This is a genomic window from Pseudomonas sp. H9 (assembly GCF_004353925.1).
GTDB lineage: Bacteria > Pseudomonadota > Gammaproteobacteria > Pseudomonadales > Pseudomonadaceae > Aquipseudomonas.
In genome coordinates, this window is sequence record NZ_SMOK01000044.1 from 74,051 (window position 1) to 97,886 (window position 23,836).

The following is a 23,836-nucleotide window of genomic DNA, read 5'->3' on the forward strand; positions in this document are numbered from 1 at the left end:
GGTGAATGTCGGTGTTACTAGAGAGGTCACGTGAGCAGATGAAAAAGGGAAATCTAAATCAGAATCTTTTACATATCTATCGCAAAGCAATGATTTGCCTGACGACTGAACGGCAGGGTCTGCATCAATGTTGGAAAAATACAGTTCGCCAGAGGACGAGCGAAGTGCTACGACGGGGATACCAGGGCACGTAAGGCTGCTCCGCTTGAGCGAGCAGCATTACGCATTTGCTCGGCCTGGTGGATTGACGCTCGCGCAGGTGCCCTTCAGTAGCGGAACTTGCCGCCATGAATGTCCTGCAGCACCTGTTCAGTCACGCGCACGTAGGTTTCGGTGCCCGGTAGCCAAGCGTAGACCGGGTCTTCGCCAGCTTGGCTGGGGTCGAAGGCTTCGGTCCTTAGCTTGGTTTTCTGGTATTTGAACGTGCCGGTGGTTTCCATGCAGGTCTTGATGCGCAGGAACATCGGCACCGCGTAATGTGGCATATGGTTTTTGACGAAGCGCAGCAGGTCGCAAAAATCCAGTTGCTCCAGCGGGACCGATGGGGTGATGGCAGCCATCCCGGCGCGACCGTTGGTGTTCTTGATTTCTACACCGTAGGCCACGGCTTCGGCGATGTGGGGGTGTTGCACCATGATGTTTTCGACTTCGGTAGTGGAGACGTTTTCGCCTTTCCAGCGGAAGGTGTCCCCTAAGCGGTCGACGAATTGGGCGTGGCCAAAGCCGATATCGCGAATCAGGTCGCCGCTGTTGAAGTAGCGATCACCCTTTTCGAAAACGTCGTACAGCACCACCTTTTTGCTCTTCTCCGGATCGGTGTAACCGTCGAATGGGGCGTCGTCGTCGATCTTGGCCAGCAACAAGCCTTGGCCACCCTTGCCGACTTTCTGCATGAAACCGTTCGCGCTGCGCCGCGGCTCGCCAGTGTCGTGCTCGTACTCCACCAGCGACCAGGCGTTGATGGCAAAGCCGATGGTGTTTTCGAAGTTGAGGATGTTGCTAAAGCCGATGTTGCCATCACTGGCGGCATAAAACTCGCAGACCCGCTCGATGTTGAAGCGTCTCTTGAAGTCGATCCACGCGCCCGGGCGCAGGCCGTTGCCAATCATTTTCACCACCGGGTTGTCGCCATCGTTGCCGGCCGGAGGCTGGTCGATCAGGTAGCGACACAATTCACCGACGTAGCAAATGGTGGTGGCCTTGAACTTGCGTGTGTCATTCCAGAACTGGCTGGCGCTGAATTTGCGGCGGATGGCGAAACCCGAGGCGCCGGCCAATGCCGAGCCCCAGCTCACGCACAGCCCGGTGCCGTGATAGAGCGGCAAGGTGCAATAGACGATGTCATCGGGGCGCATATCCAGGGCGATCATGCCAAAGCTACCGTAGACTTTCATCCAGCGCCCATGCTTGAACACCCCGGCCTTGGGCAAACCGGTGGTGCCGGAGGTGTAGATATAGAAGCAGGCGTCGTCCAGGTAGACCTGCTGGGTGGTCACCGGATTGACAGCGGAGTGCGCTTCGCTGGCACGGGTCAGGTTGATGTAACCCTCGGGCGCGACGCCCGCATCGCGAGTGGTGTCGGTGTCAGCCAGGAAGAACGTGCTCAGCTCATCAATGGCAACCTCGTTACGCACCGCGTCATAGGATGGCACCAACTCTTCGCCGACGATAATCGCCGAGGGATTGACCAGGCTCAAACTGTGGATCAGGACGTTGTTGGTCTGCGAGGTGTTGAGCATGGCGCAGATACCGCCGATCTTGCTGACCGCCAGCACACTGACCAGCAATTCCGGGCGATTTTCAATAAATATGCCGATCACATCGCCTTTTTTCAGCCCACGATCAAGCAGGTAATGGGCGAAACGGTTGGCCCACTGGTTGACCTGTTCATAACTGAAACGATTGTCCCTGTAGAGCAACGCCGGCCCTTGAGGGTTACGCGTAACCGCGTGTTCGAAGGCCCACCCCAGGCCGCAGGGCTGATCGACCTTGAGCTTGGAAACTTTGATTCCCCTGACGAGCCGAGGAATGGCCTGGGCGATCACGGGGATTTTGCGCAGCATCATGCCCCAGGTAATCATGTCGCTATTGCTACTCATGTCGCCTCCTGGTGAATTGACCGTGGCAGCCAGGCGATTGGACAAGCGCCACGACCAGCCGAATGTGTTTACTGTTTTGCACGCCATGTAAAAAGTCCTCGCGCAGCGGGGTGCGCGAGGACGCCTGTTGCCAGGCCTCAGAACTCGTCGGCGACCGACTCGAGGATCTTGCCCATCAAGTAAACCGTGGTGCGTGCGACTTGCTTGACCGACTCTTTTTCTTCGTCGGTCACGACCCAGCGGTCGATGGCTGCGTTGACTTGCTCGGAGTGTTTCTCGTCGATGATCGCGTGGGCGACAAAGAAGGTGAGTTGTTGGTCGGTCAGCTTGAGATGGTTCTTGCAGACATCCATCAACGGCTCAAGGTGCTCGTAGCAGTCCTCGGCCCAGAAGCTGTAGCCCAGCCGTGGAATGATGCCGCGGCACACAGAGACAAAATCCAGGTAGCCATAGAACGCCTCTGTGGCCGGCAACATCGGCTTATCGAACTCGGACTTGTCGACACCAATGGCGATCAGGTCGTTGTACGCCATGTTTTCATGACCCAGTTCTTCCAGCGCATGCTTCATCGCAAAACGCAGCAGGCCGACCTTTTTATGGTCCTGGTTCCAGCACGCCACCGCCTGGTTGATCGCGTTGTTCTTGGTGTAGTGATACACCTGAACAATCGACTTGATGTAGAGGTCACGCTGCAACTCGGGGCGCTTCATCATCTGGAAAAAGCGGCCGGCCTTGATCTTTTCCCATTCGGCATCACAGACGGCTTTCAACTCTTTGCGAAACGCGGTCACTTCAGTCATTTCACTCTCTTCCTTGACGGGTTGATAAATCTTTTATGACACTTTTTATAATATCAAGCGAACACGGACTTACAGGCGCAGTACGGACTTTATGATGTAGATGAACTTGGAGAAGAACCCAAGGCCTTCGATAGTGTCCCAGTGTTCCATCAGCACACCGTTTTCCACACGATAGATATCAATTACCTTGTAATTCACCGTGAAGAACCTGTGCTTGGCCCAGTGTTTGGCATACAAGAAGACATAATCACCTTCAGCGCATACCCGTTCAATGCTGGCACCCGACTCGGGGAATGTTTTGAAGAACTGCGTAAAGTAGGTTTTGAAGCCTTCGCGGCGCGGTGGAATAAATACGTTATTGTGTTGTACATAATCTGTGGCAATCAACGTATCGGCGACCGCCAGTTCCCGCTGGCAAAACATGCGTTCGTAAAACTCGATGACCACTTCTTTGTTCCTGGCTTCCATCTTGGATCAACCTCAATGTTGTCGTTGTTTTTTGGATGTTCATCCCGCCAGTGACTGCCTCGCGGTACGGGCGGCCAAGGTGTAGCGAATCAAGTCATCAATGTTCTTCAGATCTGCAGGGCAGCTTTGCAGACCGAAGAAGGGCGTGACCGACGGCATCAGATCGCCTTTGTACAGGGCGTAGTAGTGATCACCGCGGGCTTTGATCTGAAAGAAGATACCGTCCTGATCAAAGACGAAGCTGTCGAACTTCGGCGCAAGCCGTGGCTTTACGTAGGTGATGAAGGTTTTGTAGCCGCCTTCCAGGGCGACCAGCGAGGCGCCGGTCATCGCCAATCCGTTGACCACGTTCTTTACCGGGGAATGCTTGTCGACAATGAGTCGAGAGAGTTCGACGCACTCAGTCTCGTAGTTAGGCCCGGAGAACCGCACCAGTTGTTCATGGCTGATAAACTCGCCCGACTCATGAGGGAAAGGTGTAATACGCTGGGTGCCGATAATTTCACCATCATAATAAAACGCAAACACGTAGGAACGTGAGTCGTAGTCATCCAGGCATACAGTGTCGTCGATCGCGTTACCAAACAACGTCTTGTAGTAAACCTTTCGCTGCCCATACAACCGGCTGCGGGCACGAGACAGTTCGAGAAACTGCGCTGGCGTAACCACTTGTCTGACGTTTACCTTGTCAGATTGGCATAAGTCTTGAAGTACTGAATCATAGAAACTGTAGATTGCCGAACCGAACGAATCATCCTTTACCAACTGCATATTTGCCGAAGGCACGGCAGCCTTATTACTTGCGAGTGACGGCATGAGAGTTCCCTTCTTATTGTGATCTGTAGTAGTCAACTCAGCCCAGCGCACGACCTAAGTTTCCACAGCACAAGACATAGCTTCGCCTCCTTGCGTAGATGCCTACACGTTTATGGTTTGCTTATTGCGCACAGCAAAGCACGCACCCCTCTTATCGCGGGCGTGCCTTTAAACTAAAGCGACTTGCAGTTAAACCGGTGGCAGCGAGGCCAAGGCTCGACGGATCTGCTCTGCGCGCTCGCCCAGCATTTGCCGCGTAGCGAGTGGAAGGTCCGCATGACCCAGGTTGAAACCGTCACCGACAAAGCGGGCCAGTACATGCAGGTGGGCGTGGCCCACGGTCTGCCCGGCCACAGCGCCATCGCATAGCAGCAGGTTGATACCTTCGCAGGAGTGTTCATTGAGGCTCAAGCCGCTTTCACGCAGGGCGGCCGCCACCCGTTGACCCACACGCATCATGTGGCCACAGGTTTGAGGAGGGATATCACCCAGGCCGCTTGCGTGGGCCTTGGGAATGACCAGGACATGGCCAGGAGTAATCGGCTGGATGGAGAGAAAGGCTAGGCACTGCTCGTCTTCGTAGACAACGGCAGCCGGTGCTTCATTCTTGGCGATTGCACAGAATATGCAGTTCACGATTAGCTCCCTCTATTGTAGTAGGTGCAAACCCGGCGGAGGCATGAAACTCCGGGTTGCTACAGGCTGCATTCCATTGCAGTAGACCGCACAGCTTGAGGATGAAACTACCCTTGGCATTTCACCCCTGTAAACGGGAGTTTTGAAATTTTTTGTATCTGAACTCGAGAAAACACCTAATAGGTTGATTTAAATTAGTTTTCCTAAGGTTATTTTTTGTATCTGCCCTTTGTGCGGCCGTGTGGGCCGTGTTGTTGGCCCGTCGGAGGGCCACTTCGGGTCGACCCCTGCTCTTCGCGAGAGACAATAACCGGCCAAGCGAGCGTTACGATTCAAGCCCTGGCATCGACGTGCGGAGAAGCGCTCGAATTTCTACCGCCCCACCAGCCGCATAGACTGGGTTGCCGGCAAGCATTTCCTTGGCTTCTTCGAAATTGGTTGCACGAACGCGGATGAAGCCACTGAGGTCAGTATCGCTAGGCTGACTCAATTGGCCTTTGCGTAGACTGCCTGACGACCGTGTCAGTAAGCGGCATTTAGTACCGCAAAAATCGAATTCGGCGCGTACTGGGTAATGCACTAGAAATTTCGTAAAGAGGGAGAAACGGGGCGAAACCCCAGAAACGAAAAAAGCCGCACTAGGCGGCTTTTTCGAGGCTTTCATGCACTTCAGCGAAGGGCCGTGAAAGCTTGGATGGTGCGGACGAAGAGACTCGAACTCTTACAGCTTGCGCCGCTGGAACCTAAATCCAGTGTGTCTACCAATTTCACCACGTCCGCGTGAAGCTTTTAAAGCAAAGGCGCCGGATTTTCATCGGGCGCCTTTTGGAATATGGGGTGGACGATGGGGATCGAACCCACGACAACAGGAGTCACAATCCTGTGCTCTACCAACTGAGCTACGCCCACCATATTGCATTTACCGCTTTACTTGTGCCTAAGCTGCCTATTGGCGCACCCGGCAGGACTCGAACCTGCGACCATCCGCTTAGAAGGCGGATGCTCTATCCAGCTGAGCTACGGGCGCATATTTAATCTGCTTTCTGTTACGATTACAAATTAACTTTTAGCCGTACCGAACAAGCTACCAAATCCGCTCATTCTGCCTGACCTTGCTAACCAGTGCTAGGCTCTGCCCGACAAGTGCGACGAATGTTATAGACGAGTGGTTAGGTCGTCAACTCTTTTTTGAAAAAAATTCATTTTATTTAAGGGGTTAGGGAAATGGCCGGACCAAGCGCCTTTGCCCTCGGCCCCCTTCATGCGAGAATACGCGCTCTTTTTATTCCCTCTCGATGGTTAATCACGCGACATGACTGCACACCTTATTGACGGTAAGGCGATCGCCGCCAACCTGCGCAAGCAGATCGCCCAACGTGTTGAGGAGCGTCGCCAGCAAGGCCTGCGTACTCCAGGCCTGGCGGTGATCCTGGTTGGCACCGACCCCGCTTCTCAAGTCTATGTTTCGCACAAGCGCAAGGATTGTGAAGAAGTCGGCTTTATCTCCCAGGCGTTCGACCTGCCGAGCGAGACGACTCAGCAGGCCCTGACCGACCTGATCGATCGCCTCAATGACGATGCGAACGTCGACGGCATCCTGTTGCAGTTGCCACTGCCGGCTCATCTGGATGCATCGCTGCTGCTCGAGCGTATTCGCCCGGACAAAGATGTCGATGGTTTCCATCCTTATAACGTCGGGCGTCTGGCTCAACGTATCCCGCTGCTGCGCCCGTGCACACCTAAAGGCATCATGACCCTGCTGGAAAGCACCGGTCAGGACCTGTACGGCATGAATGCTGTGGTAGTCGGTGCTTCGAACATTGTTGGCCGTCCGATGGCAATGGAGCTGTTGCTGGCCGGTTGCACCGTGACCGTGACCCACCGCTTCACCAAAGACCTGGCCGGCCACGTTGGCCGCGCTGACCTGGTTGTGGTGGCTGCTGGCAAGCCTGGCCTGGTCAAAGGCGAGTGGATCAAGGAAGGCGCGATTGTCATCGACGTCGGTATCAACCGTCAGGAAGATGGCAAGCTGGTTGGCGATGTGGTCTATGAGACCGCCCTGCCCCGCGCTGGCTGGATCACCCCGGTTCCGGGTGGCGTTGGCCCGATGACCCGTGCTTGCCTGCTGGAAAACACGTTGTATGCGGCGGAAGAGTTGCATAAGTAAGGTGTGAACGCTGGAGCAAAAAAACGGCATCTGTGAAGGTGCCGTTTTTTTGTGCCTGGTTTTAGATAGATCGCGGGGCAAGCCCGCTCCCACTGGGGGGTGAGGTTGTGCTTGTGGGAGCGGGCTTGCCCCGCGATAAAAATCTGCGACAAATCTCAACCCGGTAGGCGTTTTCTGTCAGACGGCTCTGAATCATACTGCCGGCGCCGTTGCGCTTTTGTGCCGTAGTCTGCATGGGCCTAGGCTGCTGCCGTCACTGGAAAATCCAGTGATCGGATTTAGCAGTCCGGCTCATAACTCGATGTCGACGGCACAACGCTCTATGGCGGTTGTACGTGGGGCGCCTTCGGGTGCGCCGGGTTCCTCGAGTTACCGGTCTGCTAACCCGCGTACAGCTGCCACCCTTTGTTTAGCAGCAACGCGTGGTTGCTTCATAACTTGAGGGCAATCATGAAAAAAATCGTCCCCGATCCACCTGGTCTCGATCTCTCCAACGCCTCCACGGCCAACACCCCCTTCGGCACCAACCACATGTTCAACATCCGCGCCGGCATTCCCGCCGAAGAGGCGCTGCTACATGCCTGTCAGCTGTTGCGATGCGCTTGATCACCTCACCCTCAATGACCGCTCCTTGGTTTCGGGTGCCGGCCAGCACATCGAAACAGCGCGAGCGCTGATCGATGCGGTGCTGGATGGGGGTGGGGTACAGCGGATTTTTCTGTGACTTGACGCTTTTCGCAGCAACGGTGGGAGCGGGCTTGCCCCGCGATTGCGGTGTGTCAGGCTCATCGCAATCGCGGGGCAAGCCCGCTCCCACAAAGAGAGGGTGTGTGGTGTGTGCTATTTGCGCGCTGACTCCCACGATTTGAGCAGTTCGCTGTAGCTCACGGTTTCGCCTTTGGGCTTTTCGTTTGCCAGTTTCGGCTTCGGTGCACCCGGCTGGTCAAACCAGTACTGGGCATCTCGCTCCGGATTGAGCTTCGGTGCACAGGTAGCTTGAGCCTTGGAGCGCTCCAGCCGTTCGAGGATTTTGTCCTGATCGCGGGCCAGTCCATCCAGCGCTTCTTGCGGGGTTTTCTCGCCGCTGGCCGCTTCGGCAATATGGCTCCACCACAACTGCGCCAGCCGCGGGTAGTCCGGTACGTTGGTGCCGGTCGGGGTCCATTGCACGCGCGCCGGGCTGCGGTAGAACTCCACCAACCCACCCAGTTTGGGCGCAAGGTCCGTCATGGCTTGGGAGTTGATGTCCGACTCGCGAATCGGCGTCAGGCCAACGATGGTCTTTTTCAGCGAGACGGTCTTGGAGGTTACGAACTGGGCGTACAGCCAGGCCGCCAGGCGCTGTTTCTCCGGGGTCGATTTGAGGAACGTCCACGAGCCGGCATCCTGGTAGCCGAGCTTCATGCCCTCTTCCCAGTACGGCCCTTTAGGCGACGGCGCCATGCGCCATTTCGGCGTGCCATCAGCGTTCATCACTGGCAACCCCGGCTTGGTCATGTCGGCGGTAAAGGCGGTATACCAGAAGATCTGCTGAGCAATGTTGCCCTGCGACGGCACCGGCCCCGACTCGGAGAAAGTCATGCCCTGAGCTTCCGGTGGTGCGTAGGCGCGCATCCAATCGACGTACTTCTGCGTCGCATACACCGCCGCCGGGCCGTTGGTGTCGCCACCACGGGTAACGCTGGAGCCCACAGGGTGGCAATCTTCAACACGAATACCCCACTCATCCACGGGCAAGCCGTTGGGCAAGCCCTTGTCGCCGCCACCAGCCATGGAGAACCAGGCATCGGTAAAGCGCCAGCCCAGCGACGGATCTTTCTTGCCGTAGTCCATGTGCCCATAGACGCGCTTGCCATCGATTTCCTTGACGTCTTCGCTGAAGAATTTGGCGATGTCTTCATACGCCGACCAGTTGACCGGTACCCCCAGCTCGTAGCCGTACTTTTCCTTGAACTTGGCTTTCAGGTCGGGCCTGTCGAACCAGTCGGCGCGAAACCAGTAGAGGTTGGCGAACTGCTGATCCGGCAATTGGTAGACCTTGCCGTCGGGTGCGGTGGTGAAGGAAATACCGATAAAGTCTTTCAGGTCCAGGGTTGGTGAGGTGTAGTCCTTGCCTTCATTGGCCATCAAGTCGGTGATCGATTCCGTCTTGCCATAGCGAAAGTGCGTACCGATCAGGTCCGAGTCGTTGACCCAGCCGTCGTAGATATTTTTGTCTGACTGCATTTGCGTTTGCAGTTTTTCAACCACATCGCCCTCCTGCAGCAGGTCGTGGGTCAGTTTGATCCCGGTGATTTCACTGAACGCCTTGGCCAGGACTTTCGATTCATATTCGTGGGTGGCAATGGTTTCCGACACCACGTTGATCTTCATGCCGCGAAACGGCTCAGAGGCTTTGATGAACCACTTCAATTCCTCCAGTTGCTGCTCCGGGGTCAGGGTCGAGGGTTTGAACTCGCTATCGATCCACTTCTTCGCCGCGTCTTCATAGGCGTCTGCCCAGGCGTTGGCGTGGAAACTGCCCAGCACCAGCAAAGCGGCCAGGGTCAAATGTCGCCGGTTTTTGTTGTTGTCGAACATCGTGATCTCCCGATTGAGTATTCCCATGGAGCCTGACCGAACCCGTTCGGCTAACCCCAGCGCATCACCACCAACAGCCACACCACCGACAGCAGCGAGGCCACCCAGAGACTCCAGTCGCTGGCGCCGATCACCAGCAGATGCAGGTACGCACTGACCAGAAGCCCGATGAACAAACGATCGCCACGGGTGGTGGCAATCGGCAGAAAGCCGCGTCGTTCAACACACGGTCGGCGCACTTCAAACAGGGTCATGCCCACCAGCAATACACCGATGACGGCGAAAAACAGCGCTGTCGGCAGAGTCCAGGCCATCCATTCCATATGCTGCCTCCTTACACCCGGCCCAGGGCAAAGCCCTTCGCCACATGATTACGGACAAACCAGATCACCAACATGCCTGGCAGAATCGTCAGTACGCCGGCTGCGGCCAACACCCCCCAGTCGATACCCGAGGCCGACACCGTGCGGGTCATCACCGCCGCAATCGGTTTGGCACTCACCGAGGTCAGGGTGCGCGCCAGCAGCAGTTCGACCCAAGAGAACATGAAGCAGAAAAACGCCGTGACGCCGATGCCCGAGCCAATCAGCGGCACGAAAATCTTGATGAAAAAACGCGGGAAGCTGTAGCCGTCGATGTAGGCGGTTTCATCGATTTCCTTGGGCACCCCGGACATGAACCCTTCGAGAATCCACACCGCCAATGGCACGTTGAACAGGCAGTGCGCCAGGGCCACGGCGATGTGGGTGTCGAACAGGCCGATGGAGGAATACAGCTGAAAGAACGGCAGCAAAAACACTGCAGGCGGTGCCATGCGGTTGGTCAGCAGCCAGAAGAACAGGTGCTTGTCTCCGAGAAAGCGGTAACGCGAGAACGCATAGGCAGCGGGCAAGGCCACACTCAGGGAAATCACCGTATTCAGGCACACGTAGTACAGCGAGTTGATGTAGCCGGTGTACCAGCTAGGGTCGGTGAAAATGACCCGGTAGTTGTCGAAGGTGAAATGCTGCGGCCACAGGGTCAGGCCGCCGAGTATCTCGGTGTTGCTCTTGAACGACATGTTCAGCAGCCAGTAGATCGGCACCAGCAAAAACAGAATGTACAGCAGCAAGGGCAGCGTTTTGCGGGGGTTCATGGCCGCCTCCTAGTCTTTGTCGGCATGGGTCATGGCGGTGTAGAACAGCCACGACACCAGCAGGATGATCAGGAAGTACACCAGCGAAAATGCCGCCGCCGGGCCGAGGTCGAACTGCCCCACCGCCATCTGCGTCAAGGTCTGGCTAAGGAAGGTGGTGGCATTGCCCGGCCCGCCGCCAGTCAGTACAAACGGCTCGGTGTAGATCATGAAGCTGTCCATGAAGCGCAGCATTACCGCGATCAGCAGCACGTTCTTCATTTTCGGCAGTTGGATGTGGCGAAACACCGCCCAGGCAGAGGCGCGATCGATACGCGCGGCCTGATAGTAGACATCCGGAATGGCCCGCAAGCCCGAGTAACACAGCAGTGCCACCAGCGAAGTCCAGTGCCAGACATCCATCACCAGCACCGTGACCCAGGCATCCATGGTGTTGGCGGCGTAGTTATAGTTAAGGCCCAGTTGATTGAGAGAGGCGCCGAGCAAACCGATGTCGGCACGCCCGAAAATCTGCCAGATAGTGCCAACCACGTTCCAGGGAATCAGCAGCGGAATCGCCATGACGATCAGGCACAGCGACGACCAGCGCCCCTTGGTCGGCATGGTCAGGGCGATGGCGATGCCTAACGGAATTTCGATCAGCAGTACGCAAGCGGAATAGATGAACTGACGCAATAACGAGTCGTGCAGGCGTGGGTCCTGCAGCACCTGGCGATACCAGTCGGCACCGACGAAATAGCGGCTGGACTGGTCGAAAATGTCCTGCACCGAGTAATTGACCACGGTCATCATCGGTATCACGGCGCTGAAGGCCACCAATAGAAACACCGGCAGCACCAACCACCACGCCTTGTTATTGGGCACCTTGTTCATGGCCCGACCTCCACCAACTCGTCGTCGGCATAGACCATCAGCCACTGCGCAGGAAAGCTGATCCAGGCCTGCTCTGCGGGGAGCGTACGGTCTTCCCCCAGTCGCACTTTGAGCGCCACTCCCTGCAACGCTACGGTCAGAATCCGGTAGGTACCCAAGTCTTCGATATCCACCACCTGGGCGCTGAAGGCGTCATCGAAGGGCGCTTCACGCACCTGCACGAACTCCGGGCGAATTCCCACCTGCAGGCGCGCTGTCGGTGTGCGGGCCAACTGCGCCTGCAGTGCTTCGGGTAGCGACAGGTGCACACCGGCGAACCCGACACCGCCCGGCTGCAACTGAACATCGATCAGGTTCATGCCGGGGCTGCCGATGAAATAACCGACAAAGGTGTGCCGCGGCCGCTCGAACAACTCTCGCGGCGTACCGAACTGGACGATCTGCCCGCCGTACATCACCGCGATCTTGTCAGCGAAGGTCGAGGCCTCCAGCTGGTCGTGGGTCACGTAGATCATGGTGATGTTGAACTGCTCGTGAATCTGCTTGAGCTTGCGCCGCAGCTTCCACTTCAGGTGCGGGTCAATCACCGTCAGCGGCTCGTCGAACAGAATCGCCGACACGTCATCACGTACCAGCCCGCGGCCCATCGAGACTTTTTGCTTCTCATCGGCACTGAGGTTACGGGCCTTTCGACGCAACGCCGTACCAAGATCGAGAACCTCGGCGATTTCTTCCACTTTGCTGCGCACCCGCGCCTCGTCCATGCCCTGGTTGCGCAAGGGAAAGGCGAGGTTATCGAACACCGTCATGGTGTCGTACACCACCGGGAACTGGAACACCTGAGCAATGTTGCGCGCCTGTGGCGACAGTTCATTCACCACTTTGCCATCGAACAACACCTGGCCGTGGGAGGGGCTGAGCAAACCGGAAATGATGTTGAGCAAGGTCGATTTGCCGCAACCCGAAGGGCCGAGCAAGGCGTAGGCACCACCCTGCGCCCAAACGTGTTCCAACTCACGCAAGGCGTAATCGTTCACGCTGGCCGGGTTGCGGCTGTAGCTGTGGGCCAGTTGCTGCAGGCGAATCTCAGCCATCACGCCTCCCTCACTTCGCGTACACCCGGCGCTTGTACCAACTGCCCGGTACTGTCGAAGACAAACAGCTTGTGGGTCGGAATGAACACTCGAATCGGCGCATCGACGTGGTACTCGTGCACACCGAACAGGTGCAAGATCAGACGAAAATGCTCGTTGCGCACATGCAGGAAGGTTTCTGAGCCGCTGATTTCCGCCAACTCGACCAGCACGGCCAGCTCCAGGTCATCGTCGTTGGACGGCACCAGGCTGATATGACTGGGCCGCACACCGAAGCGGTAGTCGCCGTCACCGATACGGCGCAGGTCGGCGTTCATGGCAAAGTGCACGGCCCCGGCAAAACTCACTTCATTGCCACTGATGCGCCCGGCGATCAGGTTGATCGGCGGCTCGGAGAACAGCTCGGCCGCCAGTACGCTCCCGGGCTGATGATAGACCTGCGCGGTCACACCGCTTTGCACAATGCGGCCCTCATGCACAATGGTAGTGGTGCCGCCCAAGGCCAAGGCCTCATTGGGTTCGGTGGTGGCATACACGGCAATGCAATGGCGGGCGGCGAACAGTTCACGCATTTCCTGGCGCAGTTCTTCGCGCAGTTTGTAGTCGAGGTTGACCAACGGTTCGTCGAACAGGATCAACTCGGCATCCTTGACCAGTGCCCGGGCCATTGCCGTTCGTTGTTGCTGGCCACCGGAGAGCTCCAGGGGAAGGCGCTGCAAGAAAGGTTCGATGCGCAGCATCTGCGCGGTCTGATGCACCTTATGGCGGATTTCTTCCTCACCCATACGCGCCTGACGCAACGGCGAGGCGATGTTTTCGAACACACTCAAGGTCGGGTAATTGATGAACTGCTGGTACACCATCGAGACGTTGCGCTGGCGCACGGGCTTGCCGGTGACATCTTCTCCATTCATCAGCACCCGCCCCTGATCGGGACGGTCCAGCCCGGCCATCAAGCGCATCAGGCTGGTTTTGCCCGACAAGGTGCGGCCGAGCAAGACGTTGAACGAACCCGGCTCGAAGCTGAGGCTGGCATCGACAATCCAGCGCTGGTTGTCGACGGTACGGCTGACGTGCTCCAAGGTTAGCGACATGCGGCGGCCTTTATCGGTGTTGTCAGGCAGGCACTGGCTGTAAGGCCAGATTCGTGCCAGCGCTGCGCGCCATCGACAAGCGATTGATCCGGCTTGTTTTTTTCCTTTTTCACTGCGTGCAACAGTTCGCCACTGAACAGAAATGAACAGTCAGCGCTGAACACCTGAACAGCCCTGACATTGACAATGAACAGGACTGAACAACACTGGATCACACAAAAACAACAACACTGCCACCGGCAGAGGAAAGGCCTATGGCCGTCTCCAGTGCGTCCCATGCCCAACTGATCCAGGCTTCATGGACGCGCTGTCGCGACTACGGCCTGGAGCATCTGTCGCTGCCCGACTTTGCCGGGTTGTCCGGCGCCAACCTCGCAGAACTGCTGGAACGCCAGCAGACACTACTGCGCACCACGCGCGACGAGGTCATTCCGCAGTTCAATCACCTTCTGGGCAACTCCAGCTACCTGATCATGCTCAGCGATGCCCAGGGCCATGTCCTGGAAACCTGGGGTACGCGACGTTTCATCGACCCACGCCAACAACACGGATTCGTCGCCGGGGCACGCTGGCTTGAACAAGGGGTTGGCACCAACGCCATTGGTACCGCGCTGGCTTGTGCCGAGGCAGTGCATGTCAGCCAGGATGAACACTTCCTCAAGCACAACCGCTTCATGGCCAGCGCCGCCGCGCCGTTGTTCGATGCCCAACGGCAGTTGATTGGCGTGCTCGATGTGTCCAGCGACAGCTACCTGCCCGCCTCGCAAACCCTGGGCATGGTGCGCATGATGAGCCAGAGCCTGGAGAACCGCCTGATCATCGCACGCTATGCCGGGCAGTACCGGCAACTGAGCTTCAACACCGGCTCGAACAACCTCGACAGCCAGTGGGCTGGCCTGCTGCTGTTTGATGACCGCGGCCAGATTGTTGCCGCCAATCGCCGGGCCGACAGCCTGCTGGGGCAACCTGCGTTGCAGCACAACCTTGAACAACTGTTCCAAACGCCACTTGCAGTGCTGATGGGGCATGCGGCCGGTCAACCCTTTGCCGTTCAAGTCGCCGGACGCAATCGCTTTCACTGCCAGATGCATGAGCCACTGCACTGCCCGCCGCCAACGACGAGCAACCGCCCTGCCACCGATACCGACCCGCGTATCCGCAAAGCCCTGCACCAGGCCGGACTGCTGCTGGAAAAAGACATTCCACTGTTGATCCAGGGTGAAACCGGGGTGGGCAAAGAGGTGTTCGTCAATGCCCTGCACGCCGCCAGCAGTCGGCGTGACCAGCCACTGATTGCGTTGAACTGCGCAGCGATTCCGGCAGAGTTGGTCGAGTCGGAACTGTTCGGTTACGAGAAAGGCGCGTTTACCGGCGCCCACCACAAGGGCAATCCGGGTCTGATCCGCAAGGCTGAACATGGCATCGTGTTCCTCGATGAAATCGGTGACATGCCGCTGCCGACGCAAGCCCGCCTGCTGCGATTCTTGCAGACGCGCAGTATCCAGCCGCTGGGCAGTGGTGAGCCGGTGGCGGTCGATATCCGTGTCGTTTCTGCCACCCACCAGAACCTGCTCGAATGTGTGCGCCAGGGGCGCTTTCGTCAGGACTTGTACTATCGCCTGGCCGGGCTTAGCCTGACCTTACCGCCGTTGCGCGAGCGCAGCGATCGCCTCGCTTTGATCGAGCAGGTCCATGCGCAGTATCGCGACGCACAGGCGCCAGCAACCTTGAGCAGCACGGTGTTGCAACACTTACTGCAGCATCCCTGGCCAGGAAACATGCGCCAGCTGACCAGCACCCTGCAAGTGGCCCTGGCCTTGGCTGGCCAGCAACCTGTTGCCCTGGAACACCTGCCCGACAGTTTCTTCAACGAGCTGCCGACAACCGACCAGGTCGAGACAGCGCCCGTGACAGCGCCTGATGAGTACAACCTGAGCCTGCGCCTGCAAGCGCTCAAAGGCAACGTCTCTGCCCTCGCCCGTGACTTGGGCATCAGCCGCACCACCCTCTACAAACGCTTGCAGGCACAGAATCTGGCCGACGCCAGTATCACGCCTGAGCGCAGCTGATTACAGCCGATTCCGCTGTACAACCGCCTATTTCAGCTGAACCGGCTGAGCCTTCGCCCCGCTTCAGCCGAGATCGGCGCCCGGAAGCATCGACAATAGGCACACTGCCCCTGAATCCGTGCTGTGGTGCCTATAACAAAGGAGTTCATCATGACCCGCTATATCGATGTGACTGACCTGAGCCGCTTGGTTGCCCGCAAGGGCCTGAGCACCTGCATCAGCGAAATGGCCGAGTACATCCGCGAGGACTACCTGCGCTGGCACGACTTTGAAAAATGCCCACGCCTGGCCAATCACTCACCCGACGGCGTGATCGAACTGATGCCGGTGTCCGACACCCAGCTATATGCCTTCAAGTACGTGAACGGCCACCCGAAAAACACCCAGCGCGGGATGCTGACCGTGATGGCATTCGGCGCCCTGGGCGACGTTGACACCGGCGCGCCGGTGCTGCTCAGCGAAATGACCCTGACCACGGCCATTCGTACCGCCGCCACTTCGGCATTGGCAGCACGTTACCTGGCTCGCCCGAACAGCCGCCGCATGGCACTGATCGGTAACGGCTCGCAAAGTGAATTCCAGGCCATTGCCTTTCATGCCCTGCTGGGCATCGAAGAAATCAGCCTGTACGACCTCGACCCCAAGGCCAGCGCCAAGCTGGTGGCTAACCTGCGCACCTTTCCACAATTGAAGGTGAGCATCGCCGGTTCTGTGGCCGAAGCAGTGCGCGGTGCCGACATTGTTACCACCGTTACCGCCGACAAAGCCTTTGCCACCATCCTCACCCCGGAAATGATCGAACCTGGCATGCACCTCAATGCCGTGGGCGGCGACTGCCCAGGCAAAACCGAGCTGCACCGTGACATCGTCGAGCGCGCGCGGGTCATTGTTGAGTACGAACCGCAAAGCCGTGTTGAAGGTGAAATACAGCAGATGCCTGCCGACTCACCGACCACTGAATTCTGGCAAGTGGTCAGCGGCCAGGCTCCGGGCCGTGAGAGCGACGAACAAGTGACGTTGTTCGACTCAGTCGGCTTTGCCCTGGAAGACTACGCGGCCCTGCGCTACGTGCTCGACACCGCCAAGGCCCTGAACATTGGCCATGACATCGCCCTGGTGCCAGAACTGGCCAACCCCAAAGACCTGTTCGCCCTGCTGAAGCAACCGCTGATCGAAGTGCCCCGGGAAAGGGTTAGCGCTGGCTTCTAGAACGGTGAGGCCGCAGGTAGGAACGGGCTTGCCCCGCGATAGCGGCCCTTCAGCCACATCGCCTCGCGGGTCAAGCCCGCCCCTACAGACGCTGACCATGGAAGGTCGTACCATGTTGCGGGTCACCCATTGATTGAAGTGAAGCCGAGCCTGTATGGATACCAAGGTCAACAACCCGCATGGCGCTGCGCCACTGGACCGGATCGACGAAGCGATCATCGACGTGTTGCGCCATGACGGGCGCATCACCTATGAGAAACTCTCGTCGCTGGTGCACCTCACCCCGCGCCCCTGCCTGGAGCGCGTGCGCAAACTGGAACGGCGTGGGGTGATTCGCGGTTACAGCGCAATCATCGATGAACAGAAAGTCTCACCTGGATTGTCGCTGCTGGTGCTGGTGGCTTTATCCAACCAAAGTGGGCGCGCCGCGCAAAAAGCCTTCGAAGCCTGCATGCAGGCCTGCCCACAGGTATTCGACTGCCAATTGATCAGCGGCCATTTCGACTACAGCCTACGCATGCGCTGCCGCGACATGGAGCACTACCGGGTGCTGACCGAAACCTGGATGAACAACGACGAGCTGCACATCGACAAGCTGGTGGCGCACCCAGAGCTGGCGGTGGTGAAAAACACCGCCCCACAGCGCTGAGCAACCTTGTGCGTCAGGGGCGCGACGGCACTATTGGCTCGCTGCGCGACCAGTCCAGCAACAGGGCGTAAGCCACCGCCAACAGCGTTGGGCCGATGAACAGGCCAATAAAGCCAAAGGCCAGCAGGCCACCAAATACCCCCAGCAGCACGATGACCAGCGGCAAGTTGCCACCGCGGCTGATCAGGTAAGGCTTGAGCACGTTGTCGACGCCACTGATGATGAACGTACCCCAGAGCCCGAGAAACACCGCCATGCCGTACTCGCCCTGCCAGGCCAACCAGGCCGTGGCAGGCACCCAAGCCAGCGGCGGGCCCATGGGAATCAGGCTGAGCATGAAGGTGACAAGGCTCAGCACCAACGCCCCCGGCACGCCTGCAATCAAAAAGCCGATCAGCGCCAGGATGGCCTGGGCGGCAGCCGTGCCGATCACACCATTGACCACCCGTTGCACAGTGCCTGCCACCAACCCCAGGTAGTATTCGGCGCGATCACCGATCAGCCGGTCCAGCAAGCGCAGGACAAACGCCGACAAGCGCGGGCCGTCGCGGTAGAAAAAGAACACGAACACCAGGCTCAGGGTCAGCTCAAGCATGCCACTGCCGATCTGTGCGCTGCGCGCCAACAGCCAGTTACCGACCTGCCCCAAGTAGGGCTTGATGGTGGTCAGCAGGGCTGCGCCTTGTTGATCGAGGGTGTTCCACATGCGCACCAGACGCTCACCCACCAGCGGCACGCCCTGCAGCCAGTCTGGCGCATCCGGCAGGCCATCGACCTGGACGTCGCGTACAAACGCAGTGGCATCACGAATGTGATCGGCGAGGTTGAACCCCAACCACACCAGCGGTAAGGCCACCAGCAGTATCCATAACGTAGTCAACAGGCCGGCCGCCAGGGTTTCACGCCCCCCGAACAGGCGAGTCAACAAACGCATCAACGGCCAACTGGCATACGCCAGGATCGCCCCCCAGAGTAGCGCCGACATGAACGGCGCCATCACCCAAAGGCCGGCACCGAGCAGGGCCAGCAGGATTATCTGTACCAGCAGGCGGTCATTATTAGGCATGCAGCGCTCGCTCAACGAATCAGTTCGACGTGGAAACCGTCGGTTTCGGCTGTGCCGACTTCAAGGCGTGCCATGCGCACCCCAGCCTTGCCCAACTGTTCGCGCCAGGCTTCAGCCTGAGCACCACTCAGGCTCACACGCAAGGTGCTGTCAAGGTTCAGGCTGCGTCCCAGCAAGGTGACCCAGGCGGGTAACGGTTCGCCTACCAGATCAGGGTAGTCGAGCTTGCCGGTGTCACGCAGCTCACGCAACACCGTGGCCGGGGTGGGCAACAGCTCGCCCAGCGGGGCGTCAGCGACAAACTCCTCAACATGCAGGTAAGCACGCTTGTTGCCACGGGTAATGCCGTACAACGCAACCAGGGTGTTGCTCTGCTCGGCAGAGCGGCGCACCAGAATGAACGCTTGCTGGTCATCCGAACCCGACAACAAGCGGTTCTTGAATACTTCATTGGCCCACAGGCTGTTTTCCCCGCAATCACGCGCCTGGCACCAGAACAATGGGTAACCACCGTCGTGCTGCAGGGCTTCACGTGCTGTGGTGAAGGCTTCATTGGCCGAGCGTTCGGGCGGCAGTTCGTAGGTCACCGAACTGACCTGGCCACGGCTTTCGATTTTGCCTTCCACCCGGAGCTGGTTACTGATTTTGCGTAAGCCACCCAACGGGTAAATGCGCTCCTGAAGCTGCGACGGGCGCTCATCGACGACTTTGGCGTCAACCGGCACCGGCAGCCCGTCGCCAAGCGATGGCAGGCTGACGAGCATACCCAACCCAGCCATTGCAGCCCGCAGGCAATACGAAAGCTTCATAGGCCCGCCACGCTGTACAGGCGGCCAGAGGGTTGTGTGGATGTAGCGATGTCTTGCTTGTTCATGGTTGTCTCCCTGTTCAACCCGCCAAGCCTCGACAGTTGACCGCCGCAAGTCAAGAAGTGCTAAAGAAGCGATTGAAACAGTCTGCAACAAGGGTTGCGCCATGCTCATCATTCACATGCAAGTGGTGACCACCCGGCAACAGCTCGTGACTGAAGGGTAGTTGCTCCAGCAGTTCGCTGTGGCGGGCCAACATGCCGTCGGCAGCGACCACCAGTTTAGCCGGGCAGGCAATACGTCGAACGAAACTCATCGCCTGCACCTGGCTCAGGCGAGTGGGCGACGGCAACGTCAAGCGGCTGTCGCTGCGCCAGGTGTAACCACCTGCCACCGGCATCAAGCCACGCTGGGCCAGCAATTCGGCGGCCTCGCTGCTGACCGCGACAACGCCCCGCATGCGCGCCTTGACTGCTTGCTCCAGTGCAGGATGAACAGCCTTGCGTTTTTTCTCCAGCTCCAGTTGAGCCTGCAATGCCATGCCCATGCGCTCGGCGGTATCTTGTGGCTCACCCGTGTGGGGAATCACGCCATCAATCAGCGCCAAGCGGGTTATGCGTTCCGGCAACGCGCCGGCCAGCATGACAGAGATGATCGCCCCCAACGAGTGACCCAGCAGGGCAAAACGCTTCCAGCCCATGTGCTCGGCCACTCGCAGCACATCATGGACGTAATCCGGCAAGGTATAGCCGACGCCAGCGGGACGGTGATCTGAATGACCATGACCGGCCAGGTCCAGGGCCAGGATACGCAATCCGGACAATTTGGGCGTCAACTGGGCAAAGCTGTTGGCATTGTCCAGCCAGCCGTGTAAGGCAATCACCGGCATGCCATCGTCCGGGCCGCTCAGCAGCGCGGCCAACTCAATATGCCCCAGGTTCAGACGAACTTCTTGCATGTCTGTACTCACTTCGCCACCTGCTGCCAACGGTCAAACAAGCCCTTGATCAGGCTCGCCGTGTCGGTGGGCCGCTCCAGGGGGAACATGTGACCGCCTGGCAGGCTGTGATATTCACCCTGAGGCATGCTGCGCACGGCCATGGCGTGGTGGCGTCTGACAATCCGGCTGGAACTGCCCCTCACCATCGCCAGCGGCAGGTCCAGGCGCTTGGGCGGAGCAGGACGAGTGTGCGGAATATTGCGGTAGATGCTGATTTCAGTCGCGGGGTCAAAGCGTAGGCGCAGGCCCTCTTCACTGGCCTGTAAGCCATGCTCCAAATACGCCTCCAGGCACTCCGGGTCAAAATGGCGGAACAGCGACTTGCTGGAAAAATAGGTACGGGCACTGTCGCGGTCAGTAAACGCCTCGCGACGCCCCAGGGTGCGCCCGGCCGGAGTAATACGATCGATGAAGCCCAGCCGCTTGGCAGCCTGCAGCAGCCATTGGTCCACCCGGGTAAGCACGGGTGAGTCGAGCATGACCACACCCCGATAATATTCAGGGCAGCGCAATGCCGCGTGCAGGTGCAAGACGCCACCCAGCGAATGCCCCACACCCCACACCGGGCCCGGTTGTTGTTGCAAATGATGAATCAGCTCATCCACCAGTAGCTGCCAGTTGGCATCCACCGGGAAGCGCGGGTCATGGGCATGTTGCGGCAGGTGAAATACCTGGTAGTCCGGTTCAAGCGCGGCAAACAGCTTGCCGTAGGTTCCCGAAGGAAAACCGTTGGCATGGGCGAAAAAGATTTGCTGCGACATGGTGCTTACCCGAAGGAACTTGATGGCTCATTGTCGGCAAGCAAGTCACAACCGGCAATGTTCGGAAAAGCCATCACCAAGGGCAATCAGGTCAATACTCGCCGAAACTGGCAATGGAACGGCGCAGACACGCCTGGATGTAGGCCAACTGCTGCTCCAGCGCCTCACGGGCGCGGCGCTTGTCTTCAGGGTCCAGATCCAGATCACGCAAGGCCAGGCAACTGCTCTGTAGCAGATGCGCCATGCGGATGCTGGCCTGGCGCAACTGGCCTAATTCGTATTGGCCTTCGAACTTGCGCAACAGGTAGTTGAACTTGGCGTCGGTACTGTCACGCAGCAAATGATATTCCGCGAAATCGAGCACCTGATCCTTTTGCACTTTATCCAGTGTCGGCTTCAGGTCTGCCGATACCACCAATTGCGGGTACTTCCTGCTCATTGCGCGTTCCCTTGGGCCACCTTGCCCACAATTTTGGCGAACGCTAACAAGCCGTCTATGGCTCGACAACTGCTATTTTTATCAGTTCGATCAGCGGCCCCGGCCTGACGGGGCCGCCTGTTCATGGATGAGAAAGACTGCGCAAGGTCATCAAACCGGCCAACGGCCAGTCGCCTTCCAGCTCGGCCAGGCTCGCCGTGGACATCCCCGGCCCTTGCCGATGACCGCTCTCCAGCATCCCCACCAACGTGCTTACCAGCGGCTGATGGCTGACTAACAGCACTTGTTCCAGGCCCAGTTTGTCCAGCTCGTCGATAACGGCCTGCGGGTCGCTGTCTGGGGTCAGCCAGGGCATAGTCTGCACGGGCTCGGCAAAACCCAGCGCTTGATGAACCAACCCTGCGGTTTGCTGGGCACGTACATAGGGGCTGGCGAGGATCGCCTGCAGCGGCTCGCCAAGCAACACCGCAGCACTGCGCAGGACCTGCTCACGACCATGGGCGGTCAACCGGCGCTCCGCGTCGGTGTTGGCCCGTGGTTCGGCCTCGCCATGGCGCAACACCCAGAGCTTCACAGCTTGGGCTCCTCATCACGTACCGGATGCGCTGCTGGCGGTACGCTGTGAGCCTGCTCGCCTTCCGGGGCGCGAGGTGTCGGCCAGTCGGCAAACGGCCAAGGCTTGTTGTCGCTGTGAAAACTGCCGAAGCGGCCGATCTGTGCCAGGTACTGGCTGAGGCTGTCACCGAAGTTCATCAGGCTACCGCTGGGTGCACCGTAGATCAGGCGGTAGATCAGTTGCACCAGCACCAGACCACCGAGCAACAGCTCGGCCAGTTGCCAGACCACAAGGAACACCAGCATCCATAACACGCGCAGAATGATCGACTCGCGCTGGGCCTGATTCGGGGATTCGTTCATGTCTTGCTCCTGTACTCAGTTGAAACCGCTGGTAGAGATAAAGTCGACATCGGTTTTCGGTTCGGCGCGCATCAGCAGTTCAATCACCTGGTTCAAGGTGCGCCCTTCGAACAAAATGGCGTGCAAGCCTGCTACCAGCGGCATGTATACCTGAACTTCCTGGGCTTTGACCTTCAGCACCTTGAGCGTGTTGACGCCCTCGGCCACCTCACCCAGGCGATTGACCGCCTCTTCCAGGCTCAAACCTTGCCCCAAGGCGTGCCCAACCTGATAGTTGCGGCTCTTGGGCGAAGAGCAGGTAACGATCAAATCGCCGACGCCGGCCAGGCCCAGGAAGGTCATCGGGTTGGCGCCCTGGCTGACGGCAAAACGGGTCATCTCGGCCAGGGCCCGGGTAATCAGCATGCTCTTGGTGTTTTCGCCCATGCCCAGGGCCACCGCCATACCGGCAATGATCGCGTAGACGTTCTTCAGCGCCCCGCCCAGCTCAACGCCAAACCGGTCGCTGCTGGCATAAACACGGAACGTGCGCCCGTGCAGCACAGCCTGCACGCGCTGGCACAGCGCTTCGTCTTCGCTGGCAACCACGGTAGCAGTTAATGCATGCTCAGCCACTTCCCGCGCCAGGTTCGGCCCAGACAGCACACCGATGCGTGCTTGGGGTGCGATTTCTTCAAGGATCTGGCTCATCAACTTGAAGCTTTGTGCCTCGATGCCTTTGGTCAGGCTGACCAGCATCTTGCCGCGCAGCAGTTGTGCATGCGGGGCCAACACACTGCGCAACGCGCTTGAAGGCAAGGCGACGAAGATCAGTTCACAGTCATTCAAGGTCGCCAGCAGGTCATTGACCGGATCAACGCCTGGGTGAATCTTCACCCCTTTGAGGTAACGTGGGTTTTCCCGGTTGTTGCGCATGGCCTCGGCCTGCTCGGGATCGCGCATCCATTGGCGAACGCCGATGCCGTTTTCCGCCAGCAGGTTCGCCACGGCGGTGCCGAAACTCCCGCCTCCCAGAACTGCAACAGGCTGCTGTTCAGTCATATTCGATCCGTTAAAACCAATTAAAGTGGCGACCTCCGCATTATACGGAGCGCCCGTGCCAGAGCCAGCGCCAGATGTGTGAAATGGCGTTGCCAGTGATTTGCCCGGCACTG

Annotated in this window: 24 protein-coding genes and 3 tRNA genes; 5 read left to right on the top strand and 22 right to left on the bottom strand. The window is 58.5% G+C overall.

Translation table 11 applies throughout. The features are described 5' to 3' along the window. Nucleotides 1-266: 266 nt before the first annotated feature. The 8 genes from E1573_RS24615 to E1573_RS24655 all read right to left on the bottom strand — a co-directional run bounded on the left by E1573_RS24615 (nucleotide 267) and on the right by E1573_RS24655 (nucleotide 5,846). Complete coding sequence (locus E1573_RS24615) at nucleotides 267-2,099, bottom strand: long-chain-acyl-CoA synthetase (RefSeq protein ID WP_133217137.1); 1,833 nt, start codon at nucleotides 2,097-2,099, stop codon at nucleotides 267-269. Nucleotides 2,100-2,236: 137 nt separating this feature from the next. After that, a complete protein-coding gene (locus tag E1573_RS24620) occupies nucleotides 2,237-2,899 on the bottom strand; it encodes an iron-containing redox enzyme family protein (RefSeq protein ID WP_133217138.1) in 663 nt (220 codons plus the stop codon). A gap of 69 nt (nucleotides 2,900-2,968) precedes the next feature. After that, nucleotides 2,969-3,346, bottom strand: coding sequence for an ester cyclase (locus E1573_RS24625; RefSeq protein ID WP_177494601.1), 378 nt, complete (start codon nucleotides 3,344-3,346; stop codon nucleotides 2,969-2,971). Nucleotides 3,347-3,406: 60 nt separating this feature from the next. Further along, on the bottom strand, nucleotides 3,407-4,183 hold the full coding sequence (locus E1573_RS24630; RefSeq protein WP_256659612.1) for a hypothetical protein: 777 nt from the start codon (nucleotides 4,181-4,183) through the stop codon (nucleotides 3,407-3,409). 189 nt (nucleotides 4,184-4,372) lie between these two features. Beyond that, on the bottom strand, nucleotides 4,373-4,819 hold the full coding sequence (locus tag E1573_RS24635; RefSeq protein WP_133217140.1) for an HIT family protein: 447 nt from the start codon (nucleotides 4,817-4,819) through the stop codon (nucleotides 4,373-4,375). 695 nt (nucleotides 4,820-5,514) lie between these two features. Next, nucleotides 5,515-5,599: transfer RNA gene (locus tag E1573_RS24645), tRNA-Leu, on the bottom strand. 53 nt (nucleotides 5,600-5,652) lie between these two features. Continuing rightward, a tRNA-His gene (locus E1573_RS24650) sits at nucleotides 5,653-5,728 on the bottom strand. Nucleotides 5,729-5,769: 41 nt separating this feature from the next. Beyond that, a tRNA-Arg gene (locus E1573_RS24655) sits at nucleotides 5,770-5,846 on the bottom strand. A gap of 285 nt (nucleotides 5,847-6,131) precedes the next feature. On the opposite strand from E1573_RS24655, the gene folD reads away from it, so the two are divergent. Then, on the top strand, nucleotides 6,132-6,986 hold the full coding sequence (gene folD, locus E1573_RS24660; RefSeq protein ID WP_133217141.1) for a bifunctional methylenetetrahydrofolate dehydrogenase/methenyltetrahydrofolate cyclohydrolase FolD: 855 nt from the start codon (nucleotides 6,132-6,134) through the stop codon (nucleotides 6,984-6,986). Nucleotides 6,987-7,436: 450 nt separating this feature from the next. Further along, entirely contained in the window at nucleotides 7,437-7,592 is a 156-nt protein-coding gene (locus E1573_RS26810) for a hypothetical protein (RefSeq protein ID WP_165957386.1), read from the top strand. 234 nt (nucleotides 7,593-7,826) lie between these two features. Here the strand turns inward: E1573_RS26810 and E1573_RS24665 are convergent, their stop codons facing one another. Genes E1573_RS24665 through E1573_RS24690 form a run of 6 tightly spaced genes read right to left on the bottom strand, consistent with a single transcriptional unit; the run spans nucleotide 7,827 to nucleotide 13,762 of the window. Next, nucleotides 7,827-9,566 carry an ABC transporter substrate-binding protein gene (locus E1573_RS24665; protein WP_133217142.1) on the bottom strand — a complete coding sequence of 580 codons (1,740 nt, stop codon included), beginning with the start codon at nucleotides 9,564-9,566 and terminating at the stop codon, nucleotides 7,827-7,829. Nucleotides 9,567-9,616: 50 nt separating this feature from the next. After that, nucleotides 9,617-9,889, bottom strand: a complete 273-nt coding sequence (locus E1573_RS24670; RefSeq protein WP_133217143.1) for a DUF2160 domain-containing protein — start codon at nucleotides 9,887-9,889, stop codon at nucleotides 9,617-9,619. Between the two features lie 11 nt (nucleotides 9,890-9,900). Next, nucleotides 9,901-10,701 carry a carbohydrate ABC transporter permease gene (locus tag E1573_RS24675; RefSeq protein WP_133217144.1) on the bottom strand — a complete coding sequence of 267 codons (801 nt, stop codon included), beginning with the start codon at nucleotides 10,699-10,701 and terminating at the stop codon, nucleotides 9,901-9,903. 9 nt (nucleotides 10,702-10,710) lie between these two features. Further along, nucleotides 10,711-11,574: a carbohydrate ABC transporter permease gene (locus E1573_RS24680; RefSeq protein WP_133217145.1), complete on the bottom strand. Its 864-nt coding sequence runs from the start codon at nucleotides 11,572-11,574 to the stop codon at nucleotides 10,711-10,713. Then, a complete protein-coding gene (locus tag E1573_RS24685) occupies nucleotides 11,571-12,668 on the bottom strand; it encodes an ABC transporter ATP-binding protein (protein ID WP_133217146.1) in 1,098 nt (365 codons plus the stop codon). The genes E1573_RS24680 and E1573_RS24685 overlap by 4 nt, the downstream gene beginning before the upstream one ends. Beyond that, nucleotides 12,668-13,762: an ABC transporter ATP-binding protein gene (locus E1573_RS24690; protein ID WP_133217147.1), complete on the bottom strand. Its 1,095-nt coding sequence runs from the start codon at nucleotides 13,760-13,762 to the stop codon at nucleotides 12,668-12,670. The genes E1573_RS24685 and E1573_RS24690 overlap by 1 nt, the downstream gene beginning before the upstream one ends. 254 nt (nucleotides 13,763-14,016) lie before the next feature. Here E1573_RS24690 and E1573_RS24695 point away from each other — a divergent pair, with 254 nt between their 5' ends. The 3 genes from E1573_RS24695 (at nucleotide 14,017) to E1573_RS24705 (ending at nucleotide 17,689) form a co-directional block, all read left to right on the top strand. Next, complete coding sequence (locus E1573_RS24695) at nucleotides 14,017-15,831, top strand: sigma-54-dependent Fis family transcriptional regulator (protein ID WP_133217148.1); 1,815 nt, start codon at nucleotides 14,017-14,019, stop codon at nucleotides 15,829-15,831. Between the two features lie 150 nt (nucleotides 15,832-15,981). Further along, nucleotides 15,982-17,040: an ornithine cyclodeaminase gene (locus E1573_RS24700; RefSeq protein ID WP_133217149.1), complete on the top strand. Its 1,059-nt coding sequence runs from the start codon at nucleotides 15,982-15,984 to the stop codon at nucleotides 17,038-17,040. Nucleotides 17,041-17,194: 154 nt separating this feature from the next. Then, on the top strand, nucleotides 17,195-17,689 hold the full coding sequence (locus E1573_RS24705) for an Lrp/AsnC family transcriptional regulator (protein WP_133217150.1): 495 nt from the start codon (nucleotides 17,195-17,197) through the stop codon (nucleotides 17,687-17,689). A 13-nt stretch (nucleotides 17,690-17,702) separates the two neighbouring features. Here E1573_RS24705 and E1573_RS24710 read toward each other — a convergent pair whose 3' ends face one another. The 8 genes from E1573_RS24710 to E1573_RS24745 form a co-directional block, all read right to left on the bottom strand. Next, nucleotides 17,703-18,755, bottom strand: coding sequence for an AI-2E family transporter (locus E1573_RS24710; protein ID WP_133217151.1), 1,053 nt, complete (start codon nucleotides 18,753-18,755; stop codon nucleotides 17,703-17,705). Between the two features lie 11 nt (nucleotides 18,756-18,766). After that, the gene (locus E1573_RS24715) at nucleotides 18,767-19,534 is read right to left on the bottom strand and encodes a DUF4892 domain-containing protein (RefSeq protein ID WP_371925230.1); all 768 of its coding nucleotides are present in this window, start codon (nucleotides 19,532-19,534) and stop codon (nucleotides 18,767-18,769) included. Between the two features lie 145 nt (nucleotides 19,535-19,679). Continuing rightward, nucleotides 19,680-20,522 carry an alpha/beta fold hydrolase gene (locus E1573_RS24720; protein WP_371925228.1) on the bottom strand — a complete coding sequence of 281 codons (843 nt, stop codon included), beginning with the start codon at nucleotides 20,520-20,522 and terminating at the stop codon, nucleotides 19,680-19,682. Between the two features lie 8 nt (nucleotides 20,523-20,530). Continuing rightward, entirely contained in the window at nucleotides 20,531-21,325 is a 795-nt protein-coding gene (locus tag E1573_RS24725; protein WP_133217154.1) for an alpha/beta fold hydrolase, read from the bottom strand. A gap of 91 nt (nucleotides 21,326-21,416) precedes the next feature. Continuing rightward, nucleotides 21,417-21,764, bottom strand: a complete 348-nt coding sequence (locus E1573_RS24730) for a hypothetical protein (RefSeq protein ID WP_133217155.1) — start codon at nucleotides 21,762-21,764, stop codon at nucleotides 21,417-21,419. A gap of 121 nt (nucleotides 21,765-21,885) precedes the next feature. After that, nucleotides 21,886-22,338 (bottom strand): phosphohistidine phosphatase SixA, encoded by a 453-nt coding sequence (sixA, locus tag E1573_RS24735; RefSeq protein WP_133217156.1) that lies wholly within the window; start codon nucleotides 22,336-22,338, stop codon nucleotides 21,886-21,888. Next, on the bottom strand, nucleotides 22,335-22,682 hold the full coding sequence (locus E1573_RS24740) for a DUF4389 domain-containing protein (RefSeq protein ID WP_133217157.1): 348 nt from the start codon (nucleotides 22,680-22,682) through the stop codon (nucleotides 22,335-22,337). Before E1573_RS24740 ends, sixA begins: the two co-directional genes overlap by 4 nt. Nucleotides 22,683-22,697: 15 nt before the next feature. Then, nucleotides 22,698-23,723, bottom strand: a complete 1,026-nt coding sequence (locus E1573_RS24745) for an NAD(P)H-dependent glycerol-3-phosphate dehydrogenase (RefSeq protein WP_133217158.1) — start codon at nucleotides 23,721-23,723, stop codon at nucleotides 22,698-22,700. Nucleotides 23,724-23,836: the final 113 nt, after the last annotated feature.

Excerpts from the sequence above, each read along its gene's own strand:
- folD (WP_133217141.1), top strand. The coding sequence starts at position 6,132 with ATGACTGCACACCTTATTGACGGTAAGGCGATCGCCGCCAACCTGCGC.
- E1573_RS24685 (WP_133217146.1), bottom strand. The coding sequence starts at position 12,668 with ATGGCTGAGATTCGCCTGCAGCAACTGGCCCACAGCTACAGCCGCAAC.
- E1573_RS24725 (WP_133217154.1), bottom strand. The coding sequence starts at position 21,325 with ATGTCGCAGCAAATCTTTTTCGCCCATGCCAACGGTTTTCCTTCGGGA.
- E1573_RS24630 (WP_256659612.1), bottom strand. The coding sequence starts at position 4,183 with ATGCCGTCACTCGCAAGTAATAAGGCTGCCGTGCCTTCGGCAAATATG.
- E1573_RS24720 (WP_371925228.1), bottom strand. The coding sequence starts at position 20,522 with ATGCAAGAAGTTCGTCTGAACCTGGGGCATATTGAGTTGGCCGCGCTG.
- E1573_RS24675 (WP_133217144.1), bottom strand. The coding sequence starts at position 10,701 with ATGAACCCCCGCAAAACGCTGCCCTTGCTGCTGTACATTCTGTTTTTG.
- E1573_RS24690 (WP_133217147.1), bottom strand. The coding sequence starts at position 13,762 with ATGTCGCTAACCTTGGAGCACGTCAGCCGTACCGTCGACAACCAGCGC.
- E1573_RS24740 (WP_133217157.1), bottom strand. The coding sequence starts at position 22,682 with ATGAACGAATCCCCGAATCAGGCCCAGCGCGAGTCGATCATTCTGCGC.
- E1573_RS24615 (WP_133217137.1), bottom strand. The coding sequence starts at position 2,099 with ATGAGTAGCAATAGCGACATGATTACCTGGGGCATGATGCTGCGCAAA.
- E1573_RS24715 (WP_371925230.1), bottom strand. The coding sequence starts at position 19,534 with ATGGCTGGGTTGGGTATGCTCGTCAGCCTGCCATCGCTTGGCGACGGG.
- E1573_RS24730 (WP_133217155.1), bottom strand. The coding sequence starts at position 21,764 with ATGAGCAGGAAGTACCCGCAATTGGTGGTATCGGCAGACCTGAAGCCG.
- E1573_RS24700 (WP_133217149.1), top strand. The coding sequence starts at position 15,982 with ATGACCCGCTATATCGATGTGACTGACCTGAGCCGCTTGGTTGCCCGC.
- E1573_RS24695 (WP_133217148.1), top strand. The coding sequence starts at position 14,017 with ATGGCCGTCTCCAGTGCGTCCCATGCCCAACTGATCCAGGCTTCATGG.
- E1573_RS24680 (WP_133217145.1), bottom strand. The coding sequence starts at position 11,574 with ATGAACAAGGTGCCCAATAACAAGGCGTGGTGGTTGGTGCTGCCGGTG.
- E1573_RS24705 (WP_133217150.1), top strand. The coding sequence starts at position 17,195 with ATGGATACCAAGGTCAACAACCCGCATGGCGCTGCGCCACTGGACCGG.
- E1573_RS24620 (WP_133217138.1), bottom strand. The coding sequence starts at position 2,899 with ATGACTGAAGTGACCGCGTTTCGCAAAGAGTTGAAAGCCGTCTGTGAT.
- E1573_RS24745 (WP_133217158.1), bottom strand. The coding sequence starts at position 23,723 with ATGACTGAACAGCAGCCTGTTGCAGTTCTGGGAGGCGGGAGTTTCGGC.
- E1573_RS24670 (WP_133217143.1), bottom strand. The coding sequence starts at position 9,889 with ATGGAATGGATGGCCTGGACTCTGCCGACAGCGCTGTTTTTCGCCGTC.
- E1573_RS24665 (WP_133217142.1), bottom strand. The coding sequence starts at position 9,566 with ATGTTCGACAACAACAAAAACCGGCGACATTTGACCCTGGCCGCTTTG.
- E1573_RS24710 (WP_133217151.1), bottom strand. The coding sequence starts at position 18,755 with ATGCCTAATAATGACCGCCTGCTGGTACAGATAATCCTGCTGGCCCTG.
- E1573_RS26810 (WP_165957386.1), top strand. The coding sequence starts at position 7,437 with ATGAAAAAAATCGTCCCCGATCCACCTGGTCTCGATCTCTCCAACGCC.